Annotated in this window: 17 protein-coding genes; 11 read left to right on the top strand and 6 right to left on the bottom strand. The window is 72.0% G+C overall.

Annotated features, from left to right (window positions below; translation table 11 throughout):
- Nucleotides 1–100: 100 nt before the first annotated feature.
- Nucleotides 101–409: a hypothetical protein gene (locus PPSIR1_RS12090; protein WP_006971345.1), complete on the top strand. Its 309-nt coding sequence runs from the start codon at nt 101–103 to the stop codon at nt 407–409.
- On the opposite strand, the gene PPSIR1_RS12085 is transcribed toward PPSIR1_RS12090, so the two are convergent.
- A complete protein-coding gene (locus tag PPSIR1_RS12085; RefSeq protein ID WP_086001256.1) occupies nt 406–1,893 on the bottom strand; it encodes a penicillin-insensitive murein endopeptidase in 1,488 nt (495 codons plus the stop codon). The genes PPSIR1_RS12090 and PPSIR1_RS12085 overlap by 4 nt on opposite strands.
- Nucleotides 1,894–1,926: 33 nt before the next feature.
- The gene (locus PPSIR1_RS12080) at nt 1,927–2,850 is read right to left on the bottom strand and encodes an SGNH/GDSL hydrolase family protein (protein WP_006971343.1); all 924 of its coding nucleotides are present in this window, start codon (nt 2,848–2,850) and stop codon (nt 1,927–1,929) included.
- Between the two features lie 372 nt (nt 2,851–3,222).
- Between PPSIR1_RS12080 and PPSIR1_RS12075 the strand changes: the two genes are divergently transcribed.
- The 5 genes from PPSIR1_RS12075 (at nt 3,223) to PPSIR1_RS12055 (ending at nt 6,862) form a co-directional block, all read left to right on the top strand.
- On the top strand, nt 3,223–3,654 hold the full coding sequence (locus PPSIR1_RS12075; RefSeq protein WP_006971342.1) for a PDZ domain-containing protein: 432 nt from the start codon (nt 3,223–3,225) through the stop codon (nt 3,652–3,654).
- Between the two features lie 127 nt (nt 3,655–3,781).
- Nucleotides 3,782–4,885 carry a hypothetical protein gene (locus PPSIR1_RS12070; protein ID WP_006971341.1) on the top strand — a complete coding sequence of 368 codons (1,104 nt, stop codon included), beginning with the start codon at nt 3,782–3,784 and terminating at the stop codon, nt 4,883–4,885.
- Nucleotides 4,886–4,887: 2 nt separating this feature from the next.
- Nucleotides 4,888–5,283 carry an RDD family protein gene (locus tag PPSIR1_RS12065; protein WP_045115860.1) on the top strand — a complete coding sequence of 132 codons (396 nt, stop codon included), beginning with the start codon at nt 4,888–4,890 and terminating at the stop codon, nt 5,281–5,283.
- Between the two features lie 31 nt (nt 5,284–5,314).
- A complete protein-coding gene (locus PPSIR1_RS42485; RefSeq protein WP_006971339.1) occupies nt 5,315–5,764 on the top strand; it encodes a hypothetical protein in 450 nt (149 codons plus the stop codon).
- An 81-nt stretch (nt 5,765–5,845) separates the two neighbouring features.
- Complete coding sequence (locus tag PPSIR1_RS12055; RefSeq protein ID WP_045115859.1) at nt 5,846–6,862, top strand: synaptic vesicle VAT-1 family membrane protein; 1,017 nt, start codon at nt 5,846–5,848, stop codon at nt 6,860–6,862.
- Between the two features lie 89 nt (nt 6,863–6,951).
- Here PPSIR1_RS12055 and PPSIR1_RS42480 read toward each other — a convergent pair whose 3' ends face one another.
- From PPSIR1_RS42480 to PPSIR1_RS12040, 3 genes are all read right to left on the bottom strand, one after another.
- A complete protein-coding gene (locus tag PPSIR1_RS42480; protein ID WP_157595472.1) occupies nt 6,952–8,499 on the bottom strand; it encodes a vWA domain-containing protein in 1,548 nt (515 codons plus the stop codon).
- Between the two features lie 128 nt (nt 8,500–8,627).
- Entirely contained in the window at nt 8,628–10,790 is a 2,163-nt protein-coding gene (locus PPSIR1_RS12045) for a glycosyltransferase 87 family protein (protein ID WP_006971336.1), read from the bottom strand.
- Nucleotides 10,787–12,577 (bottom strand): hypothetical protein, encoded by a 1,791-nt coding sequence (locus tag PPSIR1_RS12040; protein WP_006971335.1) that lies wholly within the window; start codon nt 12,575–12,577, stop codon nt 10,787–10,789. The genes PPSIR1_RS12045 and PPSIR1_RS12040 overlap by 4 nt, the downstream gene beginning before the upstream one ends.
- Nucleotides 12,578–12,664: 87 nt before the next feature.
- Here PPSIR1_RS12040 and PPSIR1_RS12035 point away from each other — a divergent pair, with 87 nt between their 5' ends.
- Genes PPSIR1_RS12035 through PPSIR1_RS12015 form a run of 5 tightly spaced genes read left to right on the top strand, consistent with a single transcriptional unit; the run spans nt 12,665 to nt 19,892 of the window.
- Entirely contained in the window at nt 12,665–13,765 is a 1,101-nt protein-coding gene (locus PPSIR1_RS12035; RefSeq protein WP_006971334.1) for a glycosyltransferase family 2 protein, read from the top strand.
- Nucleotides 13,762–14,370, top strand: coding sequence for a class I SAM-dependent methyltransferase (locus PPSIR1_RS12030; RefSeq protein WP_006971333.1), 609 nt, complete (start codon nt 13,762–13,764; stop codon nt 14,368–14,370). Before PPSIR1_RS12035 ends, PPSIR1_RS12030 begins: the two co-directional genes overlap by 4 nt.
- Complete coding sequence (locus PPSIR1_RS12025) at nt 14,354–17,158, top strand: hypothetical protein (RefSeq protein WP_006971332.1); 2,805 nt, start codon at nt 14,354–14,356, stop codon at nt 17,156–17,158. The genes PPSIR1_RS12030 and PPSIR1_RS12025 overlap by 17 nt, the downstream gene beginning before the upstream one ends.
- Nucleotides 17,155–18,063 carry a hypothetical protein gene (locus tag PPSIR1_RS12020; protein ID WP_006971331.1) on the top strand — a complete coding sequence of 303 codons (909 nt, stop codon included), beginning with the start codon at nt 17,155–17,157 and terminating at the stop codon, nt 18,061–18,063. The genes PPSIR1_RS12025 and PPSIR1_RS12020 overlap by 4 nt, the downstream gene beginning before the upstream one ends.
- The gene (locus PPSIR1_RS12015; RefSeq protein ID WP_006971330.1) at nt 18,060–19,892 is read left to right on the top strand and encodes a glycosyltransferase family 39 protein; all 1,833 of its coding nucleotides are present in this window, start codon (nt 18,060–18,062) and stop codon (nt 19,890–19,892) included. Before PPSIR1_RS12020 ends, PPSIR1_RS12015 begins: the two co-directional genes overlap by 4 nt.
- A 78-nt stretch (nt 19,893–19,970) precedes the next feature.
- Here the strand turns inward: PPSIR1_RS12015 and PPSIR1_RS42475 are convergent, their stop codons facing one another.
- Nucleotides 19,971–20,387, bottom strand: coding sequence for a ComEA family DNA-binding protein (locus tag PPSIR1_RS42475; protein ID WP_006971329.1), 417 nt, complete (start codon nt 20,385–20,387; stop codon nt 19,971–19,973).
- Between the last annotated feature and the right edge of the window lie 118 nt (nt 20,388–20,505).

Here is a 20,505-nt window from a genome sequence, read left to right as displayed (position 1 = left end):
GGACAGGACTTGTTCTGGCCGATCCTCTGAACGCCCGCGGCCCCGGGTGTCGCGTGAACTCGAGGTGCACACCCGGACCGCTCGGCTAAGCTGTGCTGCGATGAAGCGGATCGCCCTGGCCCTCGTCGCCCTGCTCGCGGCCCTCGCCGCGGTGTCCCTGGTGACCCAGGGGACCCTGTGGCTGGCGTTGGTGCCCCTGCTCGGCGCCACCATCGGCGTCCCGATGGGGCTGCTCTACCCCTTCCCGCTGCTCACCAAGCTGACCTTGATCGGAGGGCTGGCCGCCTCGGCCGTGACGATCGTCTGGGGCCTGCGCCACCACACCCAGCTGCGCGGGCAGATCTTCGCCGTCGCTGGCGTGGTCTGCTGGTGCCTGTTCGGCCTCCTGGGCCTGGGGACCGGGACCTAATAGCTCTCGCAGTGCGACTCGTTGCTGGCGCAGGTGAAGCGGATGTGGAAGTGGGAGGTGTGCCCCTTCGCGTGGCGCACGATCCCGTGGTTCGTCCCCGCCTTGCGCGGATGCTGAATCACCCGCTCGAGCATGTCCTTGCTCGCCCCTGCGCGCTTGGCCGCCTTGAGCAGGTGCTTTTGCCGGCTGGTGCTCAGGAAGATGTACTGGATCTCGCCCGTGGCGACGAGCGCCCGGATCAGGCCCCAGGTCGCGTCCCAGTCGACCTCGCTGCTGTCCTGGGCGAGGGTGCCCTTGATCCCGGCCTTGACCGGCAGACGAATGTCCACGTCGCGGCCGCTTTGGTGCGAGCTGTGCGGGCGCAGGCGTCCGCCGCCCTTTTTGCTGATCGCCCCGATCACGATCGCGCCGGTGTAGCCCGTGTCCTGGCGGAAGTTGGCGATGGCCAGCTGCAGGTTGTGCAGGGTGTGGGTGCTGCCGTAGGACTCTTCGGGCTTGCGGATGGTGTAGAGCTTGGGGTTCTCGGGCAGCTGCAGGCCGTTGACGATCTTGCCGCGGTTGGGCTTGCCCGAGGAGATGGCGCCGCGACGAATGTTGACCAGGGGCAGGGCCGGGCGGGCAGCGACGGCCGCCGAGGTCCCGGCGCTGGCGGCCACGCTGGTCGGGCCGAGGGCCGACTGGACCATGGCCGGGTCGTTCATCGGATCGAGCCAGATCACCAGCTCCTGCCCGGCCTTGAACCGGCGCGGGACCTTGGCGTTCCAGCGCAGGCGCAGGTGGTCGGCGTCGACGTGGTGCGCGGCCGCGATCTTGGCCCAGGTGTCGCCGCGCTTGACCGTGTACTGGATCTTCTGCTGCGGCGGCGGGATGTGCTTGGTGTAGATGGCGAGCTTGCGCCCGGCGTAGATCCGCGGCTTCTTGGGGTCGAGCTTGTTCCAGCGGATCAGCGAGGCCTTGCGGACCTGGTAGCGCTCCGCGATCTCGTCCAGGCGCTCGCCGGGGATGATCACGTGCTTGATCCACTTGGGCTTTTTGAGGGTCTGGACGGCGTAGGCCGGGTCGGGCTTGGCCGCGGGCGCGGCCTCGGGCTCGCCGTCCTTCTCAACCACCGCGTCGCTCTCGCCGGTGTCGGGCTCGTCGCCTGCGGTGTCGGTCGTGGTCTCCTCGCCCCCGGTCTCGGGCACGCTCGCGGCCTCGGGCGGGGCAGCCTCGACGACCTTGGCGACGCGCTCGAGCTCGTCGGGCGAGGGCAGCCCAGCCAGCGCGCCGCGCCGGCCCTCTCCCTCGCTCGCATCCCCCTGCGGCGCGATGCCCTGCCCCTCGGGGCTGGGCAGAGGTCCAGCGCCCGCCATCCCCGGGCTCGCGGTCGCGCCCAGGCCCAGACCCAGCGCGACGACCAAGCGCGCGCGCCATGTCCCCGTGCGACGCCGACGGAGCGAGGGCGAGCGCAGGTGGAGGGAGCTGGGGGCGCGGCGATGGGACATGGATGAGTCAGACGCGGGGGGTGGACGATCGAGTCACTCGGAGGGCGTTGGCTCCGCCTCGGCGGCCTCGGCCTCGGCTTCCTCTTCGGCCTTCTTCATGGCCTCGATGACGTCGACGTCGGGGAGCTCGAGGACGCCGAGGACCTCGGGGTAGACCTTGTCGGCGAAGTACTCGGCGCCGGACATGGTGAAGTGGATGCCGTCTTCGGCGCGGAGCTCTCGGACCTTGCCCTCGACCTCGGCCTGCTTCAGCGGCTTGCCGTCCTCGCCAGCGAGGAAGGGCGCGGTGTCGAGGTAGATGCCGCCCTCGCCGATGGCGTCGACGGCCTCCTTTTGGATCCCGCGGATCAGCACCAATTTTTTCTCGAGGCTGCGCATGCCCATGGCCGGCAGGCCCAGCCACAGCACGCGGGCGCCGTCCTCCCCCTCGACGGGCTCTCGCAGCCGCCCGAGGAAGTCGTCCATGCGCGCCCGGTAGGCGCCGTCCCACGCCTCGGTCTCCCAGTGCACGCGCTTGCTGCCCTTCCACGGCGGGATGTCCTGACCGTCGTTGCCGCCCATGATGACGACCACGAGGTCGGGCTTGCGAAACTCGATCTGGCGCGGGGCCTGGTCGAACCAGTCGTAGAAGTCGGGGCGGGCCAGGCCCGTGGCGCTCTTGGCCTTGCGGTAGCAGACCACGTGGGGGTGGGCGTCGAGCTTGTCCTCGAGCAGGGCGCCGAAGCCTGTGGCGATCATCGAGTCGCCGAGCAAGAGCACGCGGTAGGGCTCCTCGGGCAGGACGACCTTGGGCTCCTCCGGCTCGGCCGCCTCGGCCTTGCCCTCCGTCGGGTTCGCGGCGCCGTTGGCCAACACCGCGCCGCCGTCCGCCTCGACCTCGGCGTCCTGACCCGCCTCGGGGGCGGGCTCCGAGTCCGAAGGCTTGGCGTCAACTTCGGCCGACGCGGGCGCGTCCACTTCGCTCGAGCTCCCCGTCGACGCTTCGGAACAAGCGAGCAGTGGGCTCAACAGCGTGACGAGCGCAAGACGGCGCGCGATCGGACTCGTGATCATGGGCTGGACGCTAGCTCGCTTCGATCGCACGGTGAAATGACCTGCAAAAAATGGCGCAGATGGACCCGCCTTCGGGCGACTTTGCACCGACGCCGCCAACCCCCCGGATCATTCCGAGCCTCCCCAAGTCGACGTTCCGATTGCGACAAAATGGCGCAGAACACCCCTCAGTGATGCTCTAGAGGCAAGAATCGAGTTCACATCCGCGTCTTGCGCCACTGGATCGCCGAGCGAGCTTGTGAAACACTAGCTGAAGTCACGGAGGAGACTCACCCAATGTCCAAGATCGACGCTTCCGTCATCACTACCTGGCGAATCGCTCGTCGCGTCACCCTCGCCGCGATCGTGGTCGCCGGCACCATGAGCACGGCCGCGGCCGTCAGCCAGCGGATGGCGCAACACCCCTGCCAGGCCACTGCCGCCCAGACCATCAACTACTACACCTACTCGGGCATTGGCGTGGAGCTCACCCAAGATGGCAACGATTTCGTGGTCAGCCGCGTGTTCCCGGGCACCCCGGCGGACGGCATGCTCTACCCCGGCGCGGTGCTGCTGAGCGTCGACGGCGAGTCCCCCGAGAACATCGCCGACTGGACCCGGCACATCCGCGGCTCGGCCGGCACCTACGTCGAGCTCGAGGTCGCCTACCCCTGCTCGGGGCACGACAAGGTGCTCATCGAGCGCTCCGTGGTCCAGCTGGCCTACTGAGACCTCGGCCCATCCAAGCGCCGCTCGCTTTGTCCGGTCTCCGGATGCGAGCCGCACCATCGAGCCCCTGTCTGACGGCGGGGGCTCTCGTCTTGGTTCGCGCCGCGCCGTGAACTAGCATCCGGCGATGTTTGTTCGGCGCCTGCGCGGCTCGCTCTTGGTGGGGGTGTCCCTCGCCGTGGGGCTCGGCGCCTGCGTCCCCGCGCCCACGGCCACGCAGCTGCGCGCGCACAACAACCGCAGCGAGCGGGAAGAGGAAGACACGGGCACCGAGGGGGGCGAAGAGGAGGACGAGGCCAAGCCGGAGGTCGAGGCCGAGCCCGAGCCCCGCGAGCCCCTGCGCCTGGAGCCGCCGCCCCTCCCCGAGATCCCGCCGATCGAGGACTGCGAGGCGTCGATGGCCAGCTACGCCCAGTTCCGCGACGGCCTCAACCGCTGCAGCAAGGACGACGACTGCTCCGAGCTCGAGTCGCTGGTCTGCCCGCTCGAGCCGACCTACATCGGCCGCTTTGGCCAGACCACGCGGATCTTCTCGTGGGAGCAGGCCCTGGTCGAGCAGTGTCCCGAGGCGACGGACTGCAAGGCCCGCAAGCGCAAGCCCCTCGGCCCCGCGCGCTGCGTCAAGGGCCACTGCGTCAAAGGCCGACCCAGGATCGCCAAGGCCGAGCGCGGGCGCTGCTGGGACATCCCCGTGGAGTTCATCGAGCCCGGCGAGCCGCGCACCTACGCCGCCGGGACCGACGCCCCCGACAGCCCGCGCCTGGCCGTGTCCGTGCCCACGCGCGGGCGGGTGACCCTCGACATCGACTACCGCGACTGCCCGACCTGCAGCATCGATCTGACCCGTCTTCAGCCCATCGGCGGCGCCAAGGTCGGCAAGCGCCGCATCCGCCGGGGCAACGAGGAGATGATCGAGTTCAAGGCCAACCGCGGCGTCTACTTCCTGCGCGTGCAACCTCGGGCCGGCGGCGCGGGTCAGAGCGTCGAGATTCAGGCGTGGATCGCCAGCGACAAAGAGCGCGGCATGGCGACCAACCGCCACGGCAAGACCTACCTGCGCCGCTGCGAGGCGGCACAGCGGACCAAGAGCGAGACCTCCATCAAGCCAAAGCCGGCCCACGAGATCCGGCCCGGCGGACTCCTGCCGACGCGCAAGGTCGTCCGCGATCCCCAGCCCGACAGCGCCGCGCCGCCGAGCGGCCCGCCCCACCAGGCCCCCGACCCCCAGTGAGCATGGACGCCGACAACGCCGACTCCCTCGCCGGGCTCGGAGCCCGGGCGATCGCCCTGTTCATCGATCTGCTGATCCTCGGCGCGCTCACGACCGCGCTCGCGCGCGTGCTCGGCATCGACAGCCACGGGTGGATCGCCGCGGCCTTGTCGTGGGTGTACTTCGCCGGGCAAGAGTCGAGCGGGTGGATGGCGACCCTCGGCAAGCGGGCCGTCGGCCTGAGCGTGCAGGACCTCCGCGGGCGCCAGCTGAGCTTCGGCCAGGCGAGCTTGCGCTGGCTCGGTCGCGGCCTGTCCAGCCTCGCCCTCGGTCTGGGCTACGCCCTCGCGGCCTTCACCCCCAAGCGCCAGACCCTGCACGATCTGCTCGCCCAGACCGTGGTCGTACGCAATCGCTAAGCCGAGCCGAGGTCCTTGGTACTGTCGCGCCATGCTCCTCGAGGCGCTCGCCGAGCTCATCGCGCGGACCTGTGACGACTTCCAGCGCAGCGAGACGCACTGGCAGTTCGTCCACGGCGGCATCCCCATGGCCTGCCTGTTCGACCGCGAACACGACCGCATGCGCTTCGTCGCGCCGATCACCGAGCTCGAGAACCTCGACGAGGCGACCAAGGACGCCGTGCTCGAGGCCAACTTCCACTCGGCCCTCGACGCGCGCTACGGCAGCTCCAACGGCCTGTTGTTCGCGGCCTTCGTCCACCCGCTGTCGTCCCTGGACCTCGACCTGGCCCACTCGGCGCTGAGCCAGGTCGCCTCCCTGGTCCACACCTTCGGGACCTACTACAGCTCCGGGCACCTCGAATTTCTGGTCCCGGGCCACGAGGTCGAGGAGCTCGAGGACGACGAAGACGAGGAAGACGACGAGCCGCTCTTGAACTGATCGGGGGGCAGGGAGGGCGTGGCGTCGTCCGCGACGGCGAACTAGACAGGGGCCGTGAATTCATTCACGGTCCCTGGCGCGATGAGGCAAGTCTGGATCAGCCGCGCCGGCCCCCCCAACGTGCTCGAGCTCCGCGAGGCGGCGGACCCGACGCCCGCCGCCGGCGAGGTCCGGATCCGGGTCGCCTACGCCGGCATCAACTTCGCGGACATCATGGCGCGCATGGGTGCCTACCCCGACGCCCCGCCGATCCCCTGCGTGGTCGGCTACGAGGTCTCGGGGGTCATCGACGCCCTCGGCGAAGGGGTCGAGGACGTCGCCGTGGGCGACGAGGTCGTGTGCCTGTGCCGCTTCGGCGGCTACACCGACACGATCTGCGTGCCGCGCCTGCAGGTCGTGCCCGTGCCCGCGTCGACCACCCTCGAGGCGGCCGCGGCCGTGCCGGTCAACTACCTCACCGCCTGGCTCATGCTCGTCGAGCTCGGCAACGTGCACGCGGGCCACGACGTGCTCGTGCACGCCGCGGGCGGCGGGGTCGGCCAGGCCGCCCTGCAGATCTGCGCGTGGAAGGGCGCGACCGTGTTCGGGACCGCGAGCGCGGGCAAGCACGAGCGCCTGCGCGAGCGCGGGGTCAGCCACTGCATCGACTACCGCAACCAGGACTTCGAGGCCGAGGTCATGCGAATCACCGAGGGCCGCGGGGTCGACATCGTCCTCGACGCCGTGGGCGGGGCCTCGTTCAAAAAGAGCTACCGCTGCCTCCGCCACAACGGCCGGCTGTTCATGTTCGGAGCCTCGAGCGTGGTCCCCGGCAAGCGCCGCCGGCTGCTGCCCGCGCTCAAGGCCCTGGCCCAGATGCCGCGCTTCTCCTCGCTGCAGCTCCTCGACCTCAACCGCGGGGTGTTCGGGGTCAACCTCGGCCACCTGTGGCACGAGAACGAGCGCATGCAGGCGATGTTCGGGGCGATCATGGCCGAGGTCGGCGCGGGCACCTTCGCGCCCGTGGTCGATCGCGTGTTCCCCCTCGAGCAGGCCGCGGACGCCCACCAGTACATTCAGGACCGCAAGAACTTCGGCAAGGTCTTGCTGAAGGCCTGAGCCCGCGCCTGGCCAGGGCTCCGCGCGCACGAAAAACGGGACCGCGTCCGAAGACGCGATCCCGCTTTCATTTGGGCGCGAGGCGAGGCTCAGCGCGCCATCTTCTTGCTCTTGCGCGGCTTGGCACACACGCCGCCCTGGCCCTGGCCGACGGTCCGGACGGCGAACTCCGGCTCGGTCTCGACGCGGCGCCCGGACAGCTCCGAGCGGACGGCGCGGACCATCAGCGGGGCCAGCTGCTCGACGGTGTAGCAGGGGATGTGCGGCTCGGCGTGGGGGTTGCCGACGCCCGAGTCGTCGGTGAGGAAGAGGTACTGGGCGCCGGTCAGCAAGGCGGCGGAGCGCATCACGAACTCGGCCTCGCCGGCCACCCCCGAGCTGGCCACCGGATACACGGCCACGCCCTTGGCGCGGAGCTTGTCGACGGCCGCGAGGGTGTCGTCGGCCTTGTCCTGGTGGGGCGGCGCGTCGGCGACCAGGAAGGTCACGCGGGCGGCGTCCTGCTTGGACCAGCTGAGCTTCGCGGCCTTGGCCATCGCGGCGTCCATGGCCTCGGGGTAGTCCCCGCCGCCGCCCGCCGACTGCTCGCTCAGGTCGCGCTGGAAGCTGTCGAGGTTGGTGGTGAAGTCGAAGCTGCGGGTCACGTAGGAGTCGCCTTTGTCGCGGTAGACGACGAGGGCGAAGCGCTGCTCGACACCCGGGAAGTGGTGGTTGATGGCCTCGGCGATGTCGCGGATCTCGACCTTGAGGTACTCGAGCTCGTCGCCCATGGAGCCGGTGGCGTCGATGACCAGGGCGACGTCGAGGCGGCTGGGCAGGCTGGCCTGGGCGCCGTCGAGGGTGACCATCTGCTCGACCTGGTCGGCGATCTGCACGGTCTTGCGGCTGTTGCCGTGGGAGATGGTGGCCTTGCCCTGGCCCTGGCTGCCGCTGTCCCAGCCGCCGACCCAGACCACGCGGCCGTCGCTGCGGGTGGTCATGTGCTTGCCGTCGATGGTGACCTTCGCGTTGCCGAGGGGGCGGCCGCGCTCGTCCTGGACGCGGAGCACCGTGCGGGGGCCGGCGAAGGCGGCGGCGAGGCTGCTGAGCCCGGGCTGGGCCATGGCCTGGTCGACGAAGCGGTCGAAGACCCAGGGGTTGAGGTTGTCGTCGAAGCTGCCGGCGGTCAGCGTGCCCGACTGGATGTTGGCGGCGACGCGGTCGCGCTCCCGGGCGATCTTGGCCGCCTCCTTGGCCTCGCGCCGGCTCGACGCCTTGCTCTCGGCCTTCTTGGCCATCTTGGCCTTGGCCCGGCCGCCCTTGCGGCCGCCAGCGGGGGCGGGAGCCGGGGCCGGCTCCGCCTCGGCCTCCATCATCATCGCGCCGTCAGCGTCCATGTCGGCCATGCCACCGACGCCCTCGCCGACGTCGACGGGTGCCGCGCTCGCGGTCGCGGTCGGGGCCGGAGCCGCCTCGTCGGCCATCGCGTAGCCGGGGCTCGGGTCCGCGGACTTCGCCGCCTCCTCGTAGGCGGGCGCCTCGGCGTACTCGGAGTCGGAGTAGTAATCACCACCGGCGTAGTCCGGCGCGGCCGCTTCCATCTTGCTGCACCCGAGACCGAGCACGGGGAGGAGGGCGAACAGGCAGGTGAGGGGCATCGAGTAGCGTCGCATCAGTGGGCTCCGTGATTCGGGGCCGGGAACGCGAGCTCAAAAATCAGCCTTACAGCGACGGCAAAAAACTTTGCGATCGCTTCGGAAACCCGCCTGAAGGGGTCTCCGAGAGCTCAGGGGACCAACAGGCGGATGTCGTCGACGAACAGCGCGGCCTCGCCGGACCCGTCGACCAGGCGCAGTTGCGCGCCCTCGCCGTCGAGCGCCTCGGGCACGGTCCAGCGCACGGGCTGGAGATCGTAGTGGGTCCGGGGCAGCTCGAAGCGGTGCACGGGCGCCTCGCCCTTTGCGGCGTCGACCCGGTGAAGCTCGACCGCCAGGCCCTTTCGAGCGCCGCTGGTCCCCACGGCCAGCTCGACGACGGAGCCCGCGCTCAGCGTGAAGGGCTCGGTCACGACGACGCCCTCGGCCTCGAGGCGCCCGCGCGAGTGGCCGCTCGACAGCAGGTAGCGGCCGCCGTGGGGCCCGACCGGCGGCAGCCCCGGCGTGTAGCCGCGCGCAGCTCGACGCCCAAAGGCGAGGCCCGACTCGACGCGCACGCCCTCGAGGCGACCGGACTCGAAGTCGGCGAGGACGACCGCGCCCTCCGGAGGCGGGTCTGGCTCGACGGGCTCACGGACCAAGAGCAGCTGCTCGCCGCGCCACGGCGAGACCATGCCGGCCTCGGACATGTAGCCGGTCATCGGCCGGACCCGGGCGTCGCCGTGCCGGCGCTCGGCCACGCTCCAGCCGCGCAGCGCGTTGGCCAGCCACCCCGGCACGCGACCTTCGATCCACACCGCCGAGAAGCGACCCTCGCGAAGGTCCTGGCGCAGCTGTCCCTGCAGCGCCTTGCGGGCCTCGGGGTCCACGTCGTTGATACCCATGGTGCCGACGTGCCCCGGGCCGCCGGCGAGCGTCGACCACCACGGCCGGCTCAGCGCGAGCAGCTCGCCCTCGTCCAGGCTCTCGACGCGCTCGCGCAGGGCCCGGGCCCGATCCCGCTGCGCCCGCGTGGGCACGGTGCGCTGCGGGTCTTGCCAGGCGTAGCTGTCGGCCAGGCCCTCGCGCAGGCCGTGGCTCTGGATCGGCTGGTACATCGGCTCGACGGCGAGGGCGAACAGCATCTGCACGCCGAAGGTACCCAGGCCGAGGAGCTCGAGGCGGCTGCGCCACGCGCCTCCGCCCTCCGGCAAGGTCACGCCGAGCAAGGCGGCGACGAAGCAGACCCCCGGGATGAAGGCGTTGGGCTCGGCGAACTGCGTCGAGTAGCCCAGGGCGCTCACGAGCAAACCAGCCGCCGCGAACAGACCCCAATAGAGCGTGGCCCGAGCCTCGCGCAGCAGCAGCCAAGCCCGACGCAGCGGACCCTCCGAGCGCTCTCGCCACAGCTCGCGCCCGCGCGCCCACGCCCCGCCCACGCCCGCGCTGGCGAGGACCAACGCGTAGACCACGAGCGCCGGCGCCGAGTGGGCGAACATCCCCCAGGTCTTCTTCTCGAAGCGCTCGGCGTTGAAGGCGTGGGTCTGGTGGGTCTCGTAGATCCACGTCCACAGCCAGCCCTCGGTCAGGGCCTGGCCGAGCAGCACGCCGCCGCCATCAATGAGCGCGATGGTCCCGGCGTAGGCCCAGACCCGGCGGGGACTGACGAGCAGGCCGGCCACACCGCTGGCGAGCACGAAGATCGCGGCGGTCTGCTTGGTCCAAAAGGCGAGGGCGACCAGGACCCCTCCCCCCACGGCGCACAGCCAGCCACGCAAGGCCTTGCGTACGCCGGGGCGCTCGGCGTCGCGGTCCTCGTCGCTGTGGCGCAAGAGCACGAGACCCCACAGGCACAGCGCGAGGAACAGCGCGTCGCCCCGGCCCACGTCGAGCCAGCGAAAGCCAAACACGTAGCCCGCCGCGAACAGGCCCACGGCCGCGGCCGCGTGGCTCGGGGCCTTGCCCTCGTCCCGGACCAGGCGCCACAGCCCGGCCCAGATCGCGATCACGGCGGCCACGGACACGGCCCGGGCCAGGGCGTAGTTCAGGGGCAGGACCGACCCGAGCTTGGCCAGCAGCCACGGGTAGAGCGGCGTGTAGAGGAAGGGCACGAAGTCCGCCGAGGGCGGGCCGTAGACCGGCAGGCCCGCCCGCACACGGTGGGCCTGGTGGAGCGTGCCGCCCTCCATCCACTCGAGCTCGAGGGGGAAGGTCAGGCGCAGCGCGAAGGCGACGAGGGAGAGCACCAGCCACAGGCCAGCGATGGCCGCGGTGATCCGCCGGGCCCAGACCAGGGCCGGGCTCGCCTCGCTCACGGCCGCCCTCGCTTGGCCGGATCGAGGGCCTCGAGGGCCGGATCGCCGCCGCGCTCGCGCAGGCAGCAGTAGTAGCGCGACTCGAGGGTCCCGCCCTCGGCCCGGCGATCGGCGATCGGCCCAGTCTCGACGCAGGCCCACGCGAAGGGCCCCCGCGCCCGGCGTCGAGCGTCGCGCAGCGTCGGCGGCCGGGGAGCCTCCCAGCCGATGTGGCACATCAGCTCGGGCTCGCGGCTGCGCATGTACGAGAGCGGCGCGTGGAGCTGGTGGCCCGGCCGCGCGCGCTTGCCCGTGGCCGGCTCGGCGACCTCGAGCACGCCCGGATCGACGAGGCCGTAGGCGTCGAACGCTGGCAAGCGCGAGGCGTAGGGCAGCGCCCCGGCAGCGCCCACGCTGATCCAGGTGTCCGCCGGCACGCGCTCGGCCAGCTCAGCCCCAGCCGCCAGGCGCACGGCCGCGAAGCGATCCATGGCCTGCACGCCCTCGAAGCCCGGCGTGTCTGGCAAGGGCCGACCGTCCGCGTCGTAGGCGATGTGCAGGTGGGCGTGGTCCCGGTCTTCGGCGATCCGCCCAGGGATCCGGCTGGCGCTCAGGCCCACGAGCAGCGCGGCGGCCACGGCCCACGCCCCCGCGGCCAGCCCCGGGCCCGCGCTGCGCTCGAGCGCGAAGCTCCACACCCGCGCGAGCAGCAGCCCGGGCACCAGCGCGCTCAGGACCGTGGCCGGGAGCAAAAAGCGCCCGTGCGCCATGAAGTCGCCGCCCACCGACCACACGTAGCCCACCATCGCAACCACCGGTACAGCGACGAGCACCAGCGTCCCGAGGGCCCGGGCCACCGCGCGCAGCTCGAGCTTGGGCTGCAAGAGCACCAGCGGGACCAGCAACACCGCCGCCTTCACGCCCGTGCGCGCCGTCCAAAACGCCACGTAGCCCCGGCCAAAGTGATCGCGCAGCAGCGCGCCGTGGTGCTTGACGGCCCAGGTGTTGGGCAGCCACTCGCCGTAGTAGCTGCGCCGAAACCAAAGCTGCGCCCCGAGCAGCGCGACGAAGACCAGCGCGCCCACGCCCACGCGCGCCCACGGGAGGCCGCGCAGGCGCTCGGCGAAGGGCTCGGGGCGATCGAGGATCCAGCCCGCGAGCTCGACCACCAACCAGCCCAAACCAAAGGCGCCGATCCACACCAGCGCGTCGGGCCGGGTCAGCCCCGCGAGGGCAGCGAAGGCGGCCGCGCCGACGATCCGCCCGTCGAGCCAGGCCCACACCGCCGCCAGCCCCAGGGCGACCGCGAAGCCGGTCTCGAGCCCGCTGCTGCCCCAGACCACGAACTCGGGCAGCGTCACCAGCAGCGCCGGCGCGAGCAGATCGACGACCTCGAACAGCGGCTGCTCCTCCGAGCCCCCAGTCTCTCGCCGACGCAGCTGCGCCCCGATGCAGGCGACGAGTACCAGGCTGACGACCCCGGCCAGGCCCGTGAGCGCGGGCGCGAGCTGCTCGGGGCTCAGGCCCACGACCACGCCCGCGGCCAGGATCAGCACCCACAGCAAATTCGTATAGCCCTCGACCCGCTCGAGGGGCTCGAGGTTGTAGACCAGCGCCCCCTGCTCGCCGAGGTTGCGGGCGTAGCGGAAGCTGATGAAGGCGTCGTCGCACAAAAACAGCCACTCGCGCAGGTGCAGCAGGTAAGCGAGGGCGAGGACACCCAGCAGCGCCAGCGCGGTCCACGGGGGCCGCCGCGACGTCCACCGTCGCCGACTCCGGTCCTCCCGCGCTCGCTCGGCGTCCGCCATGGGCCGTGCATGGTAGTACGCCGCGGGGCGCGGGGGAGCGCGAGCGTCCTGGGCGCAAAAGTGTTAGTGATCTGCACGCACCCGCGCATGACCCCGCCGACCCGAGAGCGGCCCGCCGAGCCCCGCGGGCCCAAGCTGATCATCCAGATCCCGTGCCTCAACGAGCGCGAGCACCTGCCCGGGACCTTTGACGATCTGCCGCGCTCGATCCCCGGGGTGGGCAGCATCGAGGTGCTGATCATCGACGACGGCAGCCGCGACGGGACCTCCGAGGTCGCGGCCGAGATCGGCGTGCACCACATCGTCCGCTTCCCTCGCAACCGGGGCCTGGCCGCGGCGCACATGGCCGGCCTCGACGCCTGCCTGCGCCTGGGCGCCGACGTCGTCGTCAACACCGACGCCGACAACCAGTACAAGGGCAGCGACATCGCCGGCCTGGTCGAGCCCGTGCTCGCCGGGCGGGCCGACATCACCGTCGGCGATCGCCAGACCGACACCATCGCCCACTTTTCGTGGGTCAAGCGCGTGCTCCAGCGCTGGGGCTCGGCCCTGGTCCGGCGCGCCTCGGGCACGGCCGTGACCGACTCGACCTCGGGCTTTCGGGCGATGAACCGCAAGGCCCTGTCGACCCTCTTTGTCCACAACAACTTCACCTACACCCTCGAGACCATGATCCAGGCAGGCAACGCCGGGCTGGTCGTCGAGAACGTCAAGATCCTCACCAACCCCAAGACCCGGGAGTCGCGGCTGTTCTCGTCGATCCCCGAGTACCTGCGCCGCAACGGCCCGGTGATCTTCCGCGCCTACGGGATGTACTGGCCGGTGCAGACCTTCGGCTTCATGGCGATCGTCCTGATGCTCTTTGGCCTGAGCCTGGGCGGCCGCTTCTTGTTCTTCTACTTCCAAGACCCCGACGTGTCCGGGCACATCCAGAGCCTGCAAGTCGGCGTGGGCGCGGTCGTGCTCGCGTTCATCGTCGGGTTGATGGCGCTGCTCGGGGACCTGCTGGCGACCAACCGCCGGCTCAACGAGGAGCTGCTCTCGCGGGTCCGCCGGCTCGACGCGGACCTGGCCCGGGCCGCCCACGACCGGGGCGAGCCCGTCGAGGGCGTGCGCTCGACGGGGGCGGCGAGCTGGACGGCTGCGGACTCCTCCAACGAAGCAAAAGCGAAGGAGGCGCCCGCGTGACCACCGAGAACGTCGTCGGCAATTTCGAGGACAAGTACGCGTCGAACAACCCCATCGCGCGCGCGCTGGTGTCGGGCTTCCTCGACGCCGTCAACGAGCTCTTCGTCCTCGCCCACCCCGGCGGCAAGCAGGTCCTCGAGGTCGGCTGCGGCGAGGGCAAGCTCGCCAACCACCTCGTGACCAACGCCCCCGCGCCCGCGCGCTACGTGGCCACGGACCTGTCCCTCGACACCATCAGCCCGGGCCTCGACCCGCGCATCGAGACCGCCCAGGCCTCGATCTTCGACCTGCCCTACGCCACCGACAGCTTCGACGTCGTGGTCTGCTGCGAGGTCCTCGAGCACGTCGACGACCCCTCGGCGGCGCTCGCCGAGGTCGCACGCGTGGCCCGGGGCAAGGTGCTGCTGTCGACGCCCTGGGAGCCCGTGTGGCGGGCCATGAACGTCGCCCGGGGCAAGTACCTGCGCGACCTCGGCAACACCCCGGGCCACATCCAGCACTTCTCGCGCCGCGACCTCGAGGCCCTGGCCAGCCGGCACCTGCGCATCGCGGCCATGCGCAAGCCCTTGCCCTGGACGGTGATCCTGGGTGAGCCCCGCCGCTGATCGCGACGCCCCGCCCGCGCGCCCACAGGCCGACGGCCCGGGCGCCGAGGACTCCGCGCGCGCGCGCTGGCTGGCCCGGCTGGCTCGAGCCGCGCCCGTGCTCGCCGTGCTCGGCTTCGCCATGTGGCTGCTGTGGCCCGTGCCCGCGGGCTCCATGCCGCTGTCGGCCGACCACACCGTGCACCTGACCCGGATCGTGCTCACCGCCCAGCGCCTGGGCAGCTCGGCCTCGCTCTCGGGCTGGGAGCCGACGTGGTTCTTTGGCTTCCCCCTGGGCGACCTCTACCCGCAGCTGGGCGACCTGCTGATCATCGCCGTCCACCACCTGAGCCTCGGCCTGCTCGACTGGCCCGCCGCCTACGCCCTCGGCTTCACGGTGGTGTTCGCCGCCCAGGGCCTCGTGCTCTTGCGCGTGGGTCGGCTGTTTGGCCTGGGCCCGTGGCCCGGGCTGATCGCGGCGGCGCTGATCCTCGCCGACCCCGGCTTCACCCGCGAGGGCGGGTGGATGTACACGGTCTACTTTGGCGTGTGGCCCCAGGCGCTGGCGACGAGCCTGGCGTGGCTGGGCCTGGGCGAGCTGCTCCGCGCCCTCGGCTTTGGGGAGTCTGCCGCCAACCCAGACGGCGACGAGATCAGCCCGCCGAGCGCCGTGATCACCCGCAGCACGGCGCTCGCGGCCCTGACCGTGGGCGCGGCCTTGCTCGCCCACCCCATCGCCCTGCCCACCTTGCTGCTCGGCGTGGGCGCGCTGCTCGTGACCGCCCTGCCCCGAGCGCCGGCGCACTGGCGCGAGGGCCTGGGCCGCTGCGCCCTCGTGGGCCTCGCGGCCGCGCTGATCGCCGCCTGGTGGTGGGTGCCGATGCTCCAAAATCGGGCGTGGATGGCCAGCTACGGGTGGTTGTTCGCCTCCTTCGAGGCCATGACCGGCTGGCTCCGCGACGGCCAGTTCGCCCAGCGCATGCCCGCCGCCGTCGGCTACGCGGCCATCGCCGGCATCGCCCTGGCCTGCCTCGGCGTCGGCAAGGTCGGCCGCTTCGTCGCCCTGTTCTCCGTGGGCCAGTGGCTGCTCGCCAGCAGCGACGTGTTCTGGGAGCTGCGCCTCGATCGCCTGAGCGAGGGCTTCACCCACATCCAGTACCAGCGCTTTTTGATCGGCGCCAAGCCGGGCCTCTACCTGTGCGCGGGCCTGGCGATCAGCGCGGCGGTGGCCTGGGCCTGGGCCTGGATCGACCGGGCCCGCGACGACGCCTTGCCCACGTGGAAGCGCGCCGGCCTGGCCCTCGCCGGTCTGGCCGCCGGAATCAGTGGGCTGGTCGCGGGCGGCTACGCGCTGAGCCACAGCCGGGCCGCCCTCGCCGAGTTCGAGGTCGGGCAGGTCCAGGTCCAGCGCGACCCCCGAGACCCCGAGCTCGACGCGGACTACGAGGCCTTCACGGCCTGGGCCGCCGAGCGTTGGGCCGAGCGCGAGGCCGACTACCGCATCGCCGTCGACGCCCCGCGCAACAGCCACTGGGCCATGGACGCGCCGGTGTGGACGGGCACGCCGCAGTACAAGTTTGGCTTCACGCCCGGGGACAACTTCGTGCACAAGCCCGAGAGCAGCCAGCGCGAGCTCCTCGACGCCCTCGGGGTCCGCTACCTGGTGCGTCGCAAGGCGCGGCCGCAGCCTGGGCAGGAGGCGCGCCCCCGCCGGGGGGAGCTCGCCCGCTTCGGGGCCATCAGCGTGCGCGAGCGAGCTCGGGCCGCGCCCTGGCCCCTCGTGCAACTGCGCGGCGAGGGTGTGAACGCAGACAGCGTCGAGCTGCTCGAGGCCGATCTGCGCGCGGGCTTGGTCCGGGCGCAGCTGCGCGGCGAAGACCTCGACGATCGCCTGCTCGTGTTCGCCATCGCCGGCTACCCGCGCTGGCAGCTGAGCCTCGACGGCGAGCCCCTCGAGTGGTTCGAGCTCCCGGTGCGCGGCGACGGGCCCTCGGCGACACCACGAGAGCGCCGCGCCGGGGCCCTGCGCGGCGGCAAGGCCGGGGGCGACGACGGCAGCGAGCCCACCCTGATCGCCGCGCGCGTGCCCGCCAACACCCCCGACGGCGCGACCCTCGAGCTGCGCTACCAGGGCCGCGACCGCGTCGAGGCCATCGCCGAGCTGCTGTCCGCGCTGACCTTGCTGATCGCCCTCGGGGCCCTCGCCTGGCCCGAGCGCGCCACCTCCCTCCGAGAACCCCCCGAGCAGCTGGTCGAGGCCCTCGCCCACCCGGCCGTGGTCGCCCTCGCCCTCGCCACGGTCCTCGGCCTCGCCGGGCAGCGCTGGTTCGAGGCCCGCGGGCGCGAGGCCAGCACGGCCCTGGGTCGGCTCGAGGCGGGGACGATCCGCGAGGCGACCCGCGTCGAGGCGGGGCCGGTCAAGACCGCCATGCTGATCCGCCCGGCCGTGCTCATGCGCCCCCGCGTCGACGCCCCCGCGCAGCTCGAGCTCGAGCTCGAGACCATGCCGGCGAGCTTGCGCGGCTGGTACGGCCTCGACGACGACCAGGCCAAGCAGCGCCGCGGCTACGCGCGCCACACCCTGGTCATCGAGGCTCGGCCCGCCGACGCGCCCGAGGCCTGGACCACCCTCGCCACGATCAACGTGCCCGTTCGGCCCCAGCAGGTCCCGCTGACCCTCGACACCGGCGCCCTCGCCGGGCAGGCCGCGGTGCTGCGCATCACCGACACCCTCGACGGCAAGCGACGCCCCCGGCTGGGCCTCAACCTCGAGCTCGATCCCGCGGCCGCAGCGGAGGCCTCGCCGTGAACGCGAAGCGCCTGCCCCTCGTCTTGCTCCTCGCGGTCCTGACCCTGGGCCTCGTCGAGCTGGTCGCGAGCGCCTTGGTCTACCGCGAGCGCGTGTCCGACGAGGACTGGGAGGCCGCCGCGGCGTTCGTGGCCGAGCACCCCGGAGAGGCCGTGCTCGTGTCCGAGGACTGGCTGGCCGCGCGCGCGGCCATGGAGCTCCCGGCCGAGGCCGCCCGCGCGCTCGAGGGGCTCCCCGATCTGCGCGGCCAGCAGCGCTTTTGGATCCTCGCCCCCGGCCGCCGCAGCCCCTGGACCGCGCGCACCCACCCCGAGCTCGAGGGCATGGCCGCGCCCGAGGCCGAGGCCGTCCACCGCTTCGGCGCCCTTCGCCTGCACGCCTTCGCCAACCCCAGCGCGGGCGCGGAGACCTTCGACCTGCTCGACGCCCTGCCCGACGCGGCCGTGGCCAGCCCCTCGGGGAAGTGCCGCAGCCAGTCCGGGCTGAGCTGGCGCTGCAAGGAGGGCGGGCTGCGGGTCCGCGAGGTCGAGGTCGACTACCGGCCGCGGCGCTGCCTGGCCGTGGAGCTCGACAGCGGGGTGCAGGCGAAGGTGTCTCTGGGCGCCGTCGAGCTCGGCGATCGCCTCCGCGGGCACCTTGGCTTTGGCGACTTCAACGCCCGCCTGCGCAACGACGGCGCGGCCGAGCTCGAGCTGTGGATCGACGGCGCCCTCGCGGCCCGCTGGCTGTTCACCGACGACCAGGGCTGGGCCGCCCTCGCCCTCGCGACCGAGCCCGGGACCCACGCGCTCGAGCTGCGCGTGCGCTTGAGCGCCGCCGGGACCTGGCAGCGCGACGGGCACCGCAACAGCCCGACCAATGCGATCTGCGTCGAGGTCCGCGGGCTCATGGAGGCGACCCAATGAGCGAGGCCGCCGAGGAGTCCCGCGCCCGCGCACCGGCCCGAGCCGTGTTGCGCAGCCCCGCCCTGGTCGCGGCGCTGCTGGCCGTGCTGACCTTGATGACCCTGCTCGGCAGCGAGGCGAACGTGGGCTACGTCCGCGACGAGGGCATCTACTTCGAGGCCTCGCGGCACTACGGCGCGTGGCTGGCCCGGGCGGCGCGCGAGCCTGGGAAGGCCAACGAGGCCAAGGTCCGCGACCGCTACTTTGCGATCAACCACGAGCACCCGGCGCTCATGAAGCTGGCCGGCGGCGCCTCGGCGCGGCTGCTGGCCAAGCCGCCGGATCCAGCCATCGCCGAGGCCCTCGAGCGCGAGCTCGCGGCCGCCGGAAAGAGCAAGAAAGCTCGGCGCAAGGTCGCCTGGAAGCGCGAGCTCGCGGCCGTCGAGGGCGGGCGCATCCCCATACTTCGCGAAGGCGCGGCCATGCGCCTGCCGGCCATGCTGATGGCGGCCCTGGCCGTCGCCCTGCTCTATCTGGGCGGTCATCGCCTCGGGGGCACGAGCGCCGGCCTGCTCGCCGCTGGCGCCTTCGCGCTCTTGCCCCGGGTGCTGTTCCACGCCAGCTTGCACGCCTTCGACGTGCCCATCGCGACCATGACCCTCGTCGTCGCCCTGGCCTGGCTGCGCGCGCTGAGGGACTGGCGCTGGGGCCTGGCCCTGGGTCCGCTCCTGGGCGTAGCGATCGCCGTCAAGCACAACGCCCTGTTCCTCGGCCCGCTGCTCGCCGCGCACCTGTGGCTGTGCCTGGGCCTGCGCTGGTGGAAGACCGGGGAGCGCCCGCGCCTGGCTCAGATCGCCCCGCTGCCGCTGTGGGCCATGGCCGTGATCGGGCCGCTCGTCGCCGTCGCGCTGTGGCCGTGGCTGTGGCACGACACCTTCGCGCGCGTCGCCGAGTACTTCGCCTTCCACAGCGAGCACAGCTACTACAACATGGAGTTCTTCGGGCGGAACTACAACCGCCCGCCCCTGCCGGTCGCCTACCCCTGGGTGATGACCTGGGCGACCGTGCCGAGCGTGCTCTTGGTGCTGACGGCGATCGGCGCTGGCGTGGTGCTGCGCCGCGCCTTCACCCACGAACCAGACCTGCGGGAGCCCGAGACGACCCCCAGCTGGCTGCGGCCCCTACCGACCGGCGGCGCCCTCGACTCGAGCGAGGCCGGCCTTTTGTTCGTGGGCCTGGCCGCCTTCCCCCTCGTGCTCATCAGCCTGCCGAACATCCCCATCTTCGGCGGCACCAAGCACTGGCTCACGGCCTACCCCTTCTTCGCCCTGCTCACCGCGAGCGCGTGGTCGTGGCTGTGGTCCGCCGTGATGCCGAGCCCGGACGAGGCCGACGAAGCCGACCCGCCCAAGCGCTGGCGCGCCCTCGCCCCCGCGCTCTCGCTGCTGCTCGTCCTCGGCCCCAGCGCGTGGGCCAGCGTCCACGGCCACCCCTTCAACCTCTCGCAGTACGCCCCCCTCGCCGGAGGCGCCCGCGGGGCGGCCCAGCTCGGCCTCAACCGCGGCTACTGGGGCCACGCCGTCGTCCCCTTGCTCGACGAAGGCGAGACCCTGCCGCCGGGGCCGGTCTACGTCCACGACGTCCACGCCCTGGCGATCGAGCAGTACCGCCGCGAAGGTCGGTGGCCCGGGTGGAAGCGCAGCGGCGTCAGCCAGGCCAAGGCGGCTCTGCTCTTCCCCGAGCGCCACATGGTCCGCGACACCGTCGAGCTGCGCGAGCGCTTTGGCCCGGCGCCGGCCATGATCCTGACCCTCGACGACGTGCCCGTGACCGTGGTCTACACCGACTAATCCAAAATAGACGGACGCCCCCGAAACCGTCACCTCGGGGGCGCCCTTTGTTGGGGCTGGGGTCTGCTCCGCTCGTGCTCAGCCGGCGATGCGCAGGGTCGTGTCGCCCTCGATGGCGATGTAGGGCTTGACCTTGAGGTAGGTCTTCTTGCCCACACCCTTGACGCGCATCAGGTGGTTGAGCTGCTTGAAGGGGCGGTCGGCGCGGTAGTCGACGATGCGCTGGGCGATGGCCGGACCCACGCCCGGGAGCAGCTCGAGCTCCGCGGCGCTGGCCTCGTTGATGTTGATGGTCCCGTCGAGGGTGACGGCGACGCCCTCGGGCTGAGCCTCGTCGATGTTCTCGATGACGTTCTCGACGACGTCCTCGAGCGCGCCGGCGCCCTCGGGGAGCGAGGCCGAGGCCGAGGCACCCGCGAGCAGGGTCATGGCGAGGGCGAAGCTTGTGGCGAGGGTCCGGAGGATGGTGGTGCGCTTGCTGGTGATCTTGGTCATGGTCGTTTCTCTTTGTGGTCTGCTGTTGCGTCGCTCGCTGGCGACGGCCCCTTCGAAAGCACGCGCCGATCCACCTCGCTGAATTCAATGGTTTCGAGGACTTAGCCTAATTCGAGGC

Source organism: Plesiocystis pacifica SIR-1, assembly GCF_000170895.1.
In the GTDB taxonomy this organism is placed as follows: Bacteria; Myxococcota_A; Polyangia; order Nannocystales; family Nannocystaceae; genus Plesiocystis; species Plesiocystis pacifica.
This window is presented reverse-complemented; position numbering and strand designations above follow the sequence as displayed.